Genomic DNA, 14420 nt, shown 5'->3' with positions numbered 1-14420 from the left:
ATCTAAATAAAATCAATTAAAAATTCCTTAACTATACCAGCAAGAAAAAAGCAAACTGCGGAAGCCAGAATTGTTTTTACAAAAATCACCCACTTTGGTTCATGGCGGAAGAAATTCTTATTCGTAAACCAATTGTAGCATAAAATGATGGGTAGTTCGATATACTCGGTATTAAGTTCTAAAAACATAAACTTGAGTGGCTGTAAGAGGCTAGAGATTAATACAAGAAAGGAAAGACTATATAAAAGAAGGACAAAGATTTCTGCATAGTTAAATTTTGATCTTATAAAAAACAGATAGGTGATCAGGGTATAGATAGGCAACATCAGAATGGTTAAGATAACCATGTATTGATGAAAAAATTGAACATTTTCTACATCACCTACCTTAAAATGGTTATACAGAACCAAATTTGTCCAATAATAGATCAATGCAGAGATCGTTGCGCACAAGAAAAACATCGAAAAGGGTTTCTGGTGTTTTGCCCGATGTCCTTCAATATATTCTAGCTGCGGCTTGCCAGGGGCGATGATCAGTTGCCTTAAGGTATATAAAATACCTTTGTCGAGATGCGAAAAGAAATGGAAAATCTCGTGGACGATAGTGGAAATTGTAATTCTTTTAACCGTGTAAGCTTGGCCACAATTGTTGCAATAGTTACCAGAACCATTTTTTCCGCATTGTTTGCAATTGTGCTCGGTTATACTGTAGGACATACCTGATGCAGGATTTAAAAGATCTAAATCAAAAATAGAAATATTTCGGATAACTCAAGATTAATCTTTAAGCATATCCGTTTACCTTAAGGGGATATATTTAAGCGTTGGTAGGTTAAACTTTTTTTATAGTTCAATTAAGCCAAATCTACAATTCAATGTCACAAAATCCATCTGATTATTTTATCTTTAACCGATTTTAACCGGATGGGCGTGATTGGACTTAATGTTTTAAGTTGTAATGTTTTATTTGCAATGTTCAACTTCCATCCTTTAACGTTCAACCTTCCAACCTCATCAGTAATAATAATATAACTTACCTATATGTCAACTACTTCAAAGATCATCTATACCAAAACAGATGAAGCGCCAATGCTAGCTACCTATTCACTATTACCTATTGTACAGGCTTTTACTGCATCAGCAGGTATTGATGTTGAAACAAGAGATATCTCACTGGCAGGAAGAATTTTAGCTAACTTTCCAGAGTACTTAAAAGACGAACAAAAAATTGGTGATGCACTAACAGAATTAGGTCAATTGGCCACTACACCTGAAGCAAATATCATCAAATTGCCAAATATATCAGCTTCTATACCACAATTGGTAGGGGCTATAAGCGAATTACAATCACAAGGTTATGCCTTGCCAAATTATCCTGATAATGCGCAGAGCGATGAAGAGAAAGCAATAAAAGCCAAATATGGAAAAGTATTGGGTTCTGCTGTAAATCCGGTACTCCGTGAAGGAAATTCAGATCGTAGAGCTCCAAAAGCCGTTAAAAATTACGCAAAGGTTAATCCACATTCGATGGGCAGGTGGTCTAGCGATTCGAAAACTCGAGTATCGAGCATGACCGAGGGCGATTTTTACGGTTCAGAGAAATCACTCACCCTAGATGAAGCCAGCCAGTTTAAAATAGAATTTGTTGCTGAAAATGGAACTACTACAGAACTCAAAACCTTATCGCCACTAAAAGCCGGCGAAGTGATTGATTGCTCTGCGTTAAGCTTAGCCGCACTAAAAGCATTTGTTGCTAAGGAAATAGCTGCCACTAAAGCAGAGGGAACCTTGTTATCGGCACATTTAAAAGCTACGATGATGAAGGTTTCCGATCCATTGATATTCGGTGCAATTGTAGAGGTCTATTTTGCGGATGTATTTGCAAAATATGCTGATGAATTTAAAGCACTAAACATAGATACAAGTAATGGTTTAGGTGATATATATGCGAAAATTGCTGGCAGTCCAAAACAAGCTGCAATTGAAGCTGATCTAGCCAATACAATTGCAAATGGACCAGCACTTGCTATGGTAAATTCTGATAAGGGGATTACAAATCTGCATGTTCCCTCAGATGTAATTGTTGATGCTTCTATGCCCGCTATGATCCGTACTTCAGGTCAAATGTGGAACAAAGAAGGTAAGCCTCAAGATACCACGGCCTTAATTCCGGATCGTTGTTATGCTGGCGTTTACACTGCTACAATAGATGATTGTAAAGCAAACGGTGCCTTTGACGTGAGCACGATGGGCTCAGTGCCGAATGTTGGCTTGATGGCCCAAAAGGCAGAAGAATACGGCTCACACGATAAAACTTTCCAAGCAAAAGATAAAGGCACAGTTCGTGTAACCGATGCAAACGGTAATGTTTTCTTTGATCAAGCCGTAGAAAAGGGAGATATCTTCCGAATGTGCCAAACCAAAGATGCACCAATCCAGGATTGGGTAAAATTAGCCGTAAATAGAGCTAGATTATCGGCCACTCCAGCCGTATTCTGGTTAGATGAAAAAAGGGCACATGATCGTCAGATTATTGCCAAAGTAAATAAGTACTTAGCTGATTTTGATACCAGTGGATTAGATCTTCGAATACTCGCACCAATTGAAGCTACCAAGTTTACATTAGAAAGGATTCGCAAAGGTTTGGATACTATTTCGGTAACTGGAAACGTATTGCGTGATTACCTTACCGATCTATTTCCCATCTTAGAACTGGGTACGTCTGCGAAAATGCTTTCTATTGTTCCGTTAATGAATGGAGGTGGATTGTTTGAAACTGGAGCAGGAGGTTCGGCACCAAAGCATATAGAGCAATTTATCGAAGAAGGATACCTACGTTGGGATTCGTTAGGGGAGTTTTTGGCGCTTCAAGCTTCGTTAGAGCACCTCTCGCAAACCCAAGGAAATGCAAAAGCCCAGGTTTTGGCTGATGCACTGGATGAAGCTAATGCAAAGTTCCTTGCAACAGACAAATCGCCCGGAAGAAAATTAGGAACCATTGATAATCGTGGGTCACACTTTTATTTAGCTTTTTACTGGTCCGAAGCATTAGCAGCGCAAAACAAAGATGCTGAACTTAAAGCTAGGTTTACCCCTTTGGCAAAAGCTTTAACTGAAAATGAAGATAAGATTTCTGAAGAGTTAATTGGTGCACAAGGTAAACCACAACATATCGGAGGCTATTATCATCCAAATGATGAGCTAGCCACTAAAGCAATGCGACCAAGCGAAACGCTAAATGCTACACTGGCATCATTGTAATCTATTCATTTAATAAATAATTTAGCCCATTTGCTATGCAGATGGGCTATTTTGTTTAAAGAATCCATTGAGGTGTCAGGCTGAGCGTAGTCGAAGCCTTATTTAATCCGATCGTTTCTTTTCCACTTCGACTACGCTCAGTGTGACACATTTTAAAGTCTTTCTCACGAAGTTATTTATGTAATCTTTTTAATACCACCTGCCAGCAGGATAGGGCTAATCATCCGCGAAGCGTAATTAAGGTTGGCAGTTACCAGTATTGCCAGTTTTAGATGCCTAAAGATATCTGTGTAATCTTTCTCCCGGTAGCTATCGGGACAGTGTAATCATCCGCGAAGCGTAAAAATCGGTGTAATCAATTATCCAAAAACAATCTTTAATCCCAAGCGTTTTATTCTTATAAACCGATATATTATGAGCACAGATTCAAATTCCAATAAAGCTGCAGATAAACTTCATCCAAGTGATCTTGGAGAGACCAAAGATTTTAATGATTTATCTTTTAATGAAGATAAACAGAGTTATGAACTTGATGTAAAGGAAGCAGATTCAGATTACGATCACCCGATGCCCTATGACACTGTTGCCACTGGGGCCGTTGATGATAATTCGACCTTTGATGAAGCGAACCCGTATGTTGGTGATGAGTATGCCGACAAGGAAGAAGTGGTAGAAGAAGGTCTAGGAGAAATGGGAATGCATCTAGACAATGGAGAAAGTGTAATTTTAAGTCCAGAAGACGAACTTTTAGCACGCACCCCCGAAGATGATCGCGATGATTTAGATGAAGAAGGGTATCCCATTAATGATAGTCCTCAGTCTTGAGTCAGTAGTACTTAGTCTGAACAGACTAGTGACTTGGGACTATTGACTTAAGACTAATTTACGGATTAATATCCAAATTAAACCTCCGTCTCATATCATCGAGCTGGGGGTTTTTATCAACTAGGTAAGCGTATTTATCTTTATTGGTATAAATTCTTTTTTGTTGGGTATTTTCTGCTCTTTTTGAAACGATCTGAAGGTCGAAATTCTTAAGTGCCGTACGCAAAAAGTTGAGCAATTCTACTTTTTCATTTTGTAGGGTGCTTTCTAAAGCAGAATTTTCTACCAATACCGTAATTTGCGTTCCTTCTAAAATAGGATCATTATTCATCAGCGTGTAGAGATGGATTTTATCCTCATCGTTCGCTTTCTGTGTATATACTTTCCACAGTTCAAAAAATTGCTCAGGAGTAAAATCTTGTTTCTCGTTACCCGAAATATATTGCGGACCTTTATCTTCCTCTCCCGCCGCCACACGTTCCAGATCTGTTAAAGATGGAATTAAGGATGTTAAGTTACCTGTAACCGGTTGGATCTTGATAGAGCCCGAAGAAGATGTATGAATGTTACTAGAAGGGGCAGGGGCAGATGGTGGTATCGTTGGTAAGGGAATATCTAAATGATCCGGTAAATCTTGAAGCTCTTCCTTTTCGATAAAATCTTTGAGATCAGCTAAAGTTGCGGTAGAAATATGGTGTTCAGTTTCTGGATTCTCTTGACTTTTGGACTTTTGGACTTCTGGACTATTCGGACTTTCGGCCCCGATAGCTATCGGGCTTCGGACTTCTTCACTTTCAGCTCGGATTACTGTTTTTTTTTTATCCTGATCTAAATCAGTTGCTTCGGTTTGATGTGGAAGTGTAGCTAGTTTGATCACCGATGGGATATGGCACATTTTTATCAACGAAAGCTCAACCTGTAACCGTTGATTTTTGCTGTTTTTATACACCAAATCGCACTGATTGGCGAGGTTCAAAGCCGTTAATAAGAATCCTAAGTCGGTAGATTTGCTTTGCGAAAGGTATTTTTGTTTGATATTCTCGCTTACTTCAAGCAATTGGATGGTTTGTGCATCTTTGCCAACCAATAAATTTCTAAAGTGACTAGCAAGGCCATTGATAAAATTATTTCCATCAAATCCATTGTTCAATATTTCGTTAAACAATAACAGGGCTTTGCTCACCTCGCCATTGCATAAGTAGTCTGTTAGCTTAAAATAGTAATCGTAATCTAGGATGTTCAGATTGTCGATCACCGATTTATAGGTTACATTTTTATTGGTGTAGCTTACGATCTGGTCGAACATTGAAAGTGCATCACGCAACCCGCCATCTGCTTTTTGTGCGATGATGTGCAAGCCATCACTATCTACCAAAATATTTTCACGAACAGCGATGGTATTTAAATGGCTGGCAATATCTTCTACCTGGATCCTGTTAAAATCAAAAATCTGGCAACGCGATAAAATGGTTGGCAAAATCTTGTGTTTTTCGGTGGTCGCCAAAATAAAGATGGCATAGGAAGGGGGTTCTTCTAGCGTTTTCAAAAATGCATTGAACGCATTTGCCGATAACATGTGAACCTCATCTATGATGTAGATTTTATATTTTCCTGCTTGTGGAGGAATTCTAACCTGTTCAATCAAGCTCCTAATGTCGTCTACCGAATTGTTAGAAGCTGCATCTAGTTCATGGAAATTGAAAGAATGACCTGTCTGGAAAGAAACACATGACTCGCAAGTACCGCAGGCCTCTAATTGGGGCGTAAGCTGCGTGCAGTTAATGGTTTTTGCTAGGATCCTGGCACAGGTGGTCTTGCCAACGCCCCGCGGACCGCAGAATAAAAACGCTTGGGCAAGTTGATTGTTCTTAATGGCATTTTTTAAAGTTCCCGTAATATGCTGTTGCCCCACTACGGTTTCGAACGTAGCCGGACGATATTTACGTGCTGAAACAATAAAATTTTCCATCGCAACGAAAATAGGAATTTTTGTTGAGGTTGAAATGTGGGAAGGGTAGAATGTTGAAAAGTCTTTCACCACCTTAGAAACCTAAGTAATTTATTTTTCCACCATCTAAGATGCCTTAGGAACCTAAGTAAACATTTTCACTATATAAGACGTATAAGGCTTCGCGACCATCGAGACCTTGCAGTTATTTTTTCACCATCTTAGACCATCTAAGATTTATAACCTAAGGCAAATAAGAAAGATATGGCTTTGCGTTCTCTGCGTACCTCTCTGCGGTCTTTGCGTTAATTTTTTCACCATCCCTGCCTGCCGGCAGGCAGGTTAGACATCTTATTACATCTAAGATTAATTAGTCCCATTAGGAACTTATGGCTTTGCGTTCTCTGCGTACCTCTCTGCGATCTTAGCGTTAATTTTTTCACCATCCCTGCCTGCCGGCAGGCAGGTTAGACATCTTATTACATCTAAGATTAATTAGTCCTATTAGGAACTTATGGCTTTGCATTCTTTGCGACCTTCGCGGTAAACTTTTTATACCATCCGCGAAATACTCCGCGTCTTTGGGTTAAAACTCCCATCTCCCAACTCCAACTACTTCATAATCGTTTTCAATTCTTTCCTGTATTGTGAAGCACTTTTACCAGTAAATTCTTTAAACAGCGTGTTAAAGTGACTAAAGTTATTAAATCCGCTTTCATAGCAAATGTTCGAAATACTCATTTGTTTTTCTGCTAAAAGCTTAACAGCATGTACCAATCGATATTCATTTACAAATCTTGTAAACGTTTTTTTCGTAATTTTTTTGAAATACCTGCAAAATGAGGGTATCGTCATGCTCGAAAGGGACGCAATTTCAGCCAAACTAATCTCTTCTAAAAAGTGATCCTTCACGTAGTTAAAGATCATGTTAATCCGATCATTATCCTGAACCTGCATTTCCATTGAAAACCCAGTTGCATTTAAGATCTTATAGTCGTTGGATTGTTCTAGAGTTTTTAAAACTTTAATCAGCGACAATAATCTTTCGAATGGCGGTTGATTCTCCATCTGCTCAATTTTATTGCCTACAGCACGCTTTGTTTCCTCGCCAAAAGCTATTCCTCCCTTTGCTTTGTCGAATAGCTGCGCCATAAAACTGATTTCTTGTAGATCTAAAAAGCCACTTCCGAGAAAATTCGGTCTCATTTGGATCACGGTTTCATTTTTATTGCCCGTATGGGTATCAGTAAAACCACAATGCGGCAAGTTACTGCCTATCAAAATTAGATCGCCATTGGCATAATAAGAAACATGGCTGCCGATTTGCCGCTTTCCCGCTCCGCCATTTACAAAGACCATTTCAATTTCTGGATGGTAATGCCAAAGGTGAGCTTTGTTGTTCGCATTCTCCTGATATTTTGAATAGTAAAAAGAACTACCAAAAGAAGGTTCAACAATCTCAAAACTTGGACTAGCTTTTTTCATTTAACCAAAAGTAGCCAAAATACTATGCCTTATTGTTAAATTAACGTAAACAAATTAGTTTAAAGGGTAATTTTGCATAGACATATGGGAATTGTCAATACGTTTTGCGTGAAATTCCCTGGTAGTTTTGCTTATCGGTAAATCATTAACTCTTAAACAATTACATCATGAAAAATTTCCTAAAAATTTGTATCGTAGCAATGATATTGCTTAGCTCTTCAATTACTTTTGCTAACGATGAAAACATTTCCTTAAAAATTAAAAGCGATAAGGCTGTTACGTTCTACATTGAACAAGCTCAAGATTTAGATTTTTCAATTTTTGGTTCAGACAACGAATTGTTGTACACACAGAAAATACGCACTAAGGCTCCCATAGCAAAAACATATAATTTAGAAGCTTTTCCAGACGGAAGCTATTTGCTGAAATTGGAATCAGACTCGCAAATAACCGAATACCAACTACAAATTGAAAATGGTAAAGCAACTGTAGCCAAGCCATTGATTACTGAAAAAATGAAACTGGTATTCACCAAAGAAAATGGATTGATTACGCTTAATCTTGGAAATGCACCCCAAGGAACTGTAGAAGTTAAAATTTTGAGCGCTGTAAATGATGAATTGTACAGTAAAACTTTTTTAGCCAAATCAAACTTTACAAAAACATTTGATGTGGCTAAGGTTGATGCCAAAGAATTAACATTTATTGTAAGAACTAATAATCAAGAGTACATTCAGACCCTCCAACTTAACTAAACTCCCTAAATAATGCTGATAAAAGAGATGGCCCATAAAGCGATCTCTTTTTTTGTGCCATCGGATATCTCCCTTTCCTTTTCTTGTAACTTAAGTAGGATTGTCTCGGTCTAAAGCTGAAATAACCTTAAACCACATGAAAAGATTTCTAACTACAGCTTTAATGCTACTGGCATTACAACTTGGAGCCCAGGCACAGGTTGATACCATAAATGCCAAGAACAACAAATTGATTATTCAAAACCTAAAGGAGGGCACCACAGACTACTTAGTTTACTTTACAGATTCAAGCGGAAAGAGAACTATTGGAGATCTTTGGCAAAGAACCACTGCTTTTACCACCTTCAAAAATCAGCCAGTAGTAGAATTTAAGTGGAAGTGGCTACACAACGATACTTTATATGCTACTATTCTCAATATCTGTAATCGTAAAACATTAGCCCCTATCTACAGAAATGGTAATTATAAAGGTCGTGGTATCTTAGCGTATGATTATCATGATGATTTTATGCTTCCATCAGATACAGTACTGAATAATATGGCGGTTAAGAGACCAAAGGTTGCCCTAACCATACCTATTATTAGCTGGGAGCTAGATCTAGAAACCTATCCCTTATTGCCAATAAAAAAAGTAGGGCAGCTGTTTGATATTTCATTCTTCGACCCAAATGAAAAAGAGCCTAAATATCACCGATACGAAGTAATTGGCAAAGAAGACCTGCAATTAAATCAGGATACGAAAGTAAAATGCTGGTTGCTTAAAATTAATTATGCCACAGATAGCTACGCCACTTTCTGGCTTACCGAAAAATCAAAAGAAGTGATCAAGATGCAAGAATACTTTAAGGGAAGGTATAGGGTTAAGGTTAAACAATTTTAATTAGCTAATTAACTAATTGGTGAATTAGCTAATTTTTTCCTCTCAACTCTTTGATTTAATGATTATTCTAACTACATTTGCATCCCGTTTTAATAGCGGAAAATAAATTATTAATCAATTAAAAAACAACAATGAATCAGTACGAAACTGTTATCGTTCTTACCCCATTGTTATCAGAAGATGTTGCGAAAGAGGCATTAGCCAAATTCAAAAAGATCATTACTGATAACGGAGCCGAAATTGTCGCAGAAGACAGTTGGGGTTTGAGAAAATTAGCGTATCCGATTGAAAAGAAAGCAAGCGGATTTTTCCACCTTACAGAATACAAATCTGAAGGGGAATTAATTAACAAGTTAGAGCTAGAATTAAAACGCGACGAGCGTGTTTTACGTTTCTTAACTGTAAGATTAGATCGCCATGCGATTGCTTATAGCGAGAAAAAACGCAGCGGTGCTTTTAACAAAAAACCTAAGAAAGAGGAGGCTGCAGCATAATGGCAAAAGATCAAATACAATATGTTACCGCTCCAAAAGTGGACGATAACAGAAAGAAATATTGCCGTTTCAGAAAAAACGGAATCAAATATATTGATTACAAAGACGCAAACTTCCTGTTAAAATTCATCAATGATCAAGGTAAAATTTTACCTCGCCGTTTAACTGGTACTTCATTGAAATTTCAACGTAAAGTGGCCCAAGCGGTTAAACGTGCCCGCCACATCGGTTTGTTGCCTTTCGTTACCGACCAATTAAAATAAGCGCAGGAAATGGAAATTATTTTAAAACAGGATATCAAATCACTAGGTGAAAAAGACGATATCGTTACAGTAAAACCAGGTTATGGTCGTAATTATCTAATTCCTCAAGGTTTTGGACAATTAGCTACGCCATCTGCAAAAAAAGTATTGGCAGAAAACTTAAAGCAAGCAGCTTTTAAACAAGATAAAATTAAGAAAGATGCTGAAGGCATTGCTGAACGTTTAACTGATGTTAAATTGAGCATTGGTGCTAAAGCAGGCGAATCAGGTAAGATTTTTGGTGCTGTAAATACCATTATGATTGCTGATGCTTTAAAAGCTAAAGGCTTTGAAGTAGATCGTCGTCGTATTACTTTCGAAACTGAACCTAAAATGGTTGGCGAGTATATCGCTAACTTAAACTTGCACAAAGAAGTGAAAGTTAAAGTTCCTTTCGAAGTAGTAGCAGAATAATAAGTTGTCACCCTGAGCCTAGTCGAAGGGTTAACATTAAATTAAAATACAAACCCTTCTTGAATTTTCAAGGAGGGTTTTTTTGTGCGGTTTTGTGAGTCCGGATCCTTCATCGGGACGAAGCAACCTCCTTCCCGGCTTATTCGGCAGCAAGGAGATTGCTTCGCGAAAAGCTCGCAAAGACGACAAGGGGAGGTCAGATGTTACATAGATTGAAATTATTAGTTTATTCTACCATCCTCAACCACTCTCTAATCACCTGTTGTAGATCTTTCTCCTTCGCTTTTAAATCAGTTAGATCCTCTATTGTGATAATCTTTCTCCCATCAGGATAATCTTTTCCTTTTAAGTTATCGCTTACTTTTGAACCCGTGGGGAAAACTAGCATAATCTTACCACGGTGAACATTACAGACTACAATGTCTCTTTTGTAAGTTTTTGGATCGAAAGGCTTCATCACGCCAGTATAATAGAAACTTGCACTATTCCACTTCACTTCCTCGGCAATTAATGGGTCAGTTTTTAAAATGAGTTCCCTTAAATAGACAATGGTTTCTTTTACAGGTGAATCTAAGCCAGAAATCAATTCCTCAACCTGTGCCGTGTCGTTTAATTTTGATTTTGCCATTGAACTGTGGATTTCTTTAATCATCTAAAATAAGAAATCAGCTATACATAAATACTTACTTATCCTTTTTATTTACCTTTGTCAAATGGCCAAAATAAAAGGGAAAAGTACTGCTAGCGCAAAACCATCAAGGTTAAAACGCTTTGCCATAGCGGCGGGCAAAGTTATTCTTTGGTTTATATTAGTTAGTGTAATTTGGGTTCTTGCCTATCGATTTATAAATCCACCCATTACCTTGTTAATGATACAGCGTAATTGGGAACGTAGCGCTGCTGATAAGCCCCATAAAATGATGAAGAAGTGGGTAAATTTTGAGGATATTTCCGATAACATGAAACGTGCTGCGGTATCAGCCGAAGATGCTTCTTTTTTAAATCATATGGGTTTTGATATCAAAGCAATTGAAAAAGCCTATGCCAGTAACGCGAAGGGAAAAAAGATCACGGGTGGAAGCACTATTTCGCAACAAACCGCAAAAAATGTATTTCTTTGGCCTGGAAGATCATTTATACGCAAAGGTTTTGAAGCTTATTTTACGTTATTGATCGAATTACTTTGGAGCAAAGAAAGAATTCTTGAAGTATATTTAAATGAGATAGAGATGGGAGATGGAATTTATGGTGCCGAAGCAGCCTCACAGACTTATTACGGTAAATCATGCAGCAACTTAACAAAAAGTGAAGCCTCATTAATCGCAGCCTGTTTTCCCAACCCACGTAGATGGACACCGAAAAGGCCCACCAGTTATATCAGGCACAAACAATATCTGATCTTAAAGAATATGAGAAGGTTGGGACCGTTAGATTTTTGATGTAAGATGTAAGATGTAAGAGGGAAGATGTAAGAGGGAAGACGGAAGAGGGAAGATGGTTGGGTCCATTTTACATTTTACTCTTACTCATGTTCCTTATTCCACTTAATCTTCAGCTTTCCTTCTTCGTCTACTGCTTTTAAATGGAGTACTATACCTTTCATCCGCGCTAATTTTTTTTCTTCCTTATCAGCGTTTTCATCTTTTTTTGGATTTCTAAGCGGAATATCCATCGCGATGTTGGTGCCATCATTTACCCCATAAATGCCTGTCATGTTAAAATTTAGCACGCTAGTGTTTACCTGCATTGGGCTAATGGCAATTTTATCGCCCATTAAGGTAAACGTTCCATCTAGTTTGTCGATGGCAATGTTAGAAAAATCTCGATTGGCAAAAGCCAGTTTTTGAACTTTTTGAAGTGGTTCAAATCCGATGAGCGCCGCATTGCTAAGGTTAAAAATAACCTCCCCATACATAGCCCTAGAAACGATATGGCCTTTATCGGTCATGCTCCCAGAAGCATTTACTTTGGCAGACAAATACCCTTTTATGTTTTGGTTGGTGATGGACGTTTGTCCGAAATTTTCAAAAGCATAAAAGAATTCCTTCACATTTACCCTACTGATTACAGAATTAATGGTAAACTTATTAACCGCCCCAGATTGCTTTATATTCCCACTGAGGCTCAGGTTTCCGCCCGCATGGCTCACATTTATTTTGTTAAAGTAAATTCCATCGTTCAATAGCGAAATGTTGGCGCTGAGATTGGTGGCCACAAATCTATTGTAAATGGCCTGATTAACCTTAAGGTTGATTTGAACCTTTGCAGCGGCTAACACCGTACTTAGCTGGTCTGTAACCTCTTTAACCGCATTTTTTTCGGGAATGGTTTTCTTAACGATTTTTCGCTGACCTAAAAAGCCAATAAATTCGCCCAGATTTAGCTGTGGACTGCTCATATTAAGATTTACCAAGATCTTACTTGGGTCTGTATAATAGAAGTTGAGAAAATTCTGAATAGAACAGTTCATATTTAATACACTTTTCCCGATCTGAAATCTACTATTGGTTATATTTAAGTCTTTTTGATTAAAGTTTAGGGTCAATGAACTGTTTACCAGTTTCATGTTCCTTGGAATATAGGTGATATCCGCATTTTTGATGACTACATTTCCCGAAAGTACTGGCCGTGTGAATCTAAAATTATCAATATCAGCTTTACAGTAAAGCCTCAAATCGGCTGTGCCATTTTTAAAATTGAAGGTAGAACCTCCTATCGAACTGTTCAATTTTTCTAATGGAAACTGTGCCGTAACAAAGCCAGCTGCTAATGGTCTAGCTAAATTGGCGATGGTAAATGTGTCTATTTTAATGGGTGCATTGTAGTAATCGGCAGAGAGCGCATAAAACTTGATTGCCGAATTTTCATCGCCTATGGCTTTGCTAGCGGTGTCTTTGTTGGTAAATGTTCCCGTGAAATTGCATTTCGTTAATTGCCCAGAGGGGATGTTAACCGTATTGTCCTTAACGTTCATCCTAACGTTGATCAGCGGATCCCTTTCTTTTTTGTTCCCGTTGTCTACTATCTGTCCTACCACGCCAATAGGTTCTGCGATACTAAATTTTAATAATTTTGAAGAAATATTTGGAGATAATAGCAGGGCGATGTTTTTATATAGGATTTCATCAGCCCTTACATTTATTGCAAATGCGGATTCGTTCTTTGCAAGATCAATCTTAGCACCGATGATAAATTTATCATCACCAATATTTAATGGCTCTTGATCAATGGTTACAGCTTTTGATGTATTGTTATAATGCGCAACTAATGTCCCTTCAAGTGTTTTATCTTTTAAGAAACTCCCTTTTTTTGTATTAAAAGCAAAGTTTTTAACTATGGTTTTCAATTTAATATTACCATTCCATCCCGAATCTGGATAGTCGATTTTTCCTTTTAGTTCATCAATCAGGAAATGAAATAACTTAAATCTTCGCTGATTGTCTACGATCAGGTCTACCTGATTAAAATCAACCCTTTTAATCTCAAAAGCCTTTTCTGCCGATTTGGATTTGGGCTTATCCTTATCTTTTGATTTAAACATGCTTGTGTTGCTATATCCCGCACTATCGGTATAGATATAGATATTAGCATGATTGATGGTTATTTTGTTGATATTCACGTCGCCAGCAATGAGGGAAAAAACATTTAGGGAAACCTCAATATCACCGGCGTTTAATAGTTGATGCTTGTGGCTTTCGTACAAACTATCTTTCAGTTCTACTTTTTTAAGCGAAACAGATACACCCGGAAAACCTCTTAAAAGAGTGGTCTCCATGCTTCCAACGGTAACTTTCCCGTTTACATTGGCATTTAATTGCTTAAGAATGGTTCCTAAGATAGCCTTATTGTTATGGTTGATGTAATACGCAGCACCCAACCACACCAGTACAATCAGGACGAAAATTCCGGATAGGATTTTAAGAGAAATTTTGAGCCAGCGAGACATAGGATGCATTTTGTGTGTTATGAAGATAACAATTAAAATGGACTTATGTTTAACGGTTCATTGGTTCATTGGTTCATTGGTTCATTTGTGCATGTCGCCTATGCATCCTGC

General features: G+C 37.8%; 13 protein-coding genes. 8 read left to right on the top strand and 5 right to left on the bottom strand.

Annotation, left to right across the window (positions count from 1 at the left end; all coding sequences use genetic code 11):
* Nucleotides 1-2: 2 nt before the first annotated feature.
* Nucleotides 3-716, bottom strand: coding sequence for a DUF3667 domain-containing protein (locus AC6H0V_RS10630; RefSeq protein ID WP_497560160.1), 714 nt, complete (start codon nucleotides 714-716; stop codon nucleotides 3-5).
* Nucleotides 717-1040: 324 nt separating this feature from the next.
* On the opposite strand from AC6H0V_RS10630, the gene AC6H0V_RS10625 reads away from it, so the two are divergent.
* Both AC6H0V_RS10625 and AC6H0V_RS10620 read left to right on the top strand, forming a co-directional pair.
* Nucleotides 1041-3260: an NADP-dependent isocitrate dehydrogenase gene (locus AC6H0V_RS10625; protein WP_497560159.1), complete on the top strand. Its 2220-nt coding sequence runs from the start codon at nucleotides 1041-1043 to the stop codon at nucleotides 3258-3260.
* Between the two features lie 414 nt (nucleotides 3261-3674).
* Nucleotides 3675-4085 (top strand): hypothetical protein, encoded by a 411-nt coding sequence (locus tag AC6H0V_RS10620; protein ID WP_497560158.1) that lies wholly within the window; start codon nucleotides 3675-3677, stop codon nucleotides 4083-4085.
* Between the two features lie 58 nt (nucleotides 4086-4143).
* Here the strand turns inward: AC6H0V_RS10620 and AC6H0V_RS10615 are convergent, their stop codons facing one another.
* Together AC6H0V_RS10615 and AC6H0V_RS10610 are read right to left on the bottom strand one after the other, a co-directional pair.
* Entirely contained in the window at nucleotides 4144-6054 is a 1911-nt protein-coding gene (locus AC6H0V_RS10615) for a DNA polymerase III subunit gamma/tau (protein WP_497560157.1), read from the bottom strand.
* 591 nt (nucleotides 6055-6645) lie between these two features.
* Complete coding sequence (locus AC6H0V_RS10610) at nucleotides 6646-7518, bottom strand: AraC family transcriptional regulator (RefSeq protein ID WP_497560156.1); 873 nt, start codon at nucleotides 7516-7518, stop codon at nucleotides 6646-6648.
* Between the two features lie 167 nt (nucleotides 7519-7685).
* Between AC6H0V_RS10610 and AC6H0V_RS10605 the strand changes: the two genes are divergently transcribed.
* From AC6H0V_RS10605 to rplI, 5 genes are all read left to right on the top strand, one after another.
* Nucleotides 7686-8273 (top strand): hypothetical protein, encoded by a 588-nt coding sequence (locus AC6H0V_RS10605; protein ID WP_497560155.1) that lies wholly within the window; start codon nucleotides 7686-7688, stop codon nucleotides 8271-8273.
* 136 nt (nucleotides 8274-8409) lie between these two features.
* On the top strand, nucleotides 8410-9153 hold the full coding sequence (locus tag AC6H0V_RS10600; protein ID WP_497560154.1) for a hypothetical protein: 744 nt from the start codon (nucleotides 8410-8412) through the stop codon (nucleotides 9151-9153).
* Nucleotides 9154-9284: 131 nt separating this feature from the next.
* Nucleotides 9285-9647, top strand: coding sequence for a 30S ribosomal protein S6 (rpsF, locus tag AC6H0V_RS10595; protein ID WP_497560153.1), 363 nt, complete (start codon nucleotides 9285-9287; stop codon nucleotides 9645-9647).
* The gene (gene rpsR / locus AC6H0V_RS10590) at nucleotides 9647-9910 is read left to right on the top strand and encodes a 30S ribosomal protein S18 (RefSeq protein WP_055132310.1); all 264 of its coding nucleotides are present in this window, start codon (nucleotides 9647-9649) and stop codon (nucleotides 9908-9910) included. Before rpsF ends, rpsR begins: the two co-directional genes overlap by 1 nt.
* A gap of 9 nt (nucleotides 9911-9919) precedes the next feature.
* Nucleotides 9920-10363, top strand: a complete 444-nt coding sequence (gene rplI / locus AC6H0V_RS10585) for a 50S ribosomal protein L9 (protein ID WP_497560152.1) — start codon at nucleotides 9920-9922, stop codon at nucleotides 10361-10363.
* 226 nt (nucleotides 10364-10589) lie between these two features.
* Here the strand turns inward: rplI and AC6H0V_RS10580 are convergent, their stop codons facing one another.
* Nucleotides 10590-10991 (bottom strand): DUF1801 domain-containing protein, encoded by a 402-nt coding sequence (locus tag AC6H0V_RS10580; RefSeq protein ID WP_497560151.1) that lies wholly within the window; start codon nucleotides 10989-10991, stop codon nucleotides 10590-10592.
* An 85-nt stretch (nucleotides 10992-11076) separates the two neighbouring features.
* Here AC6H0V_RS10580 and mtgA point away from each other — a divergent pair, with 85 nt between their 5' ends.
* Nucleotides 11077-11802 (top strand): monofunctional biosynthetic peptidoglycan transglycosylase, encoded by a 726-nt coding sequence (gene mtgA / locus AC6H0V_RS10575; RefSeq protein ID WP_497560150.1) that lies wholly within the window; start codon nucleotides 11077-11079, stop codon nucleotides 11800-11802.
* Between the two features lie 83 nt (nucleotides 11803-11885).
* On the opposite strand, the gene AC6H0V_RS10570 is transcribed toward mtgA, so the two are convergent.
* Nucleotides 11886-14309: an AsmA family protein gene (locus AC6H0V_RS10570; RefSeq protein WP_497560149.1), complete on the bottom strand. Its 2424-nt coding sequence runs from the start codon at nucleotides 14307-14309 to the stop codon at nucleotides 11886-11888.
* Nucleotides 14310-14420 lie beyond the last annotated feature (111 nt).

The organism is Pedobacter sp. NO84 (genome assembly GCF_059703915.1).
The sequence above is the reverse complement of the archived record's forward strand: the minus strand, read 5'-3'. Positions and strand labels throughout refer to the sequence as shown.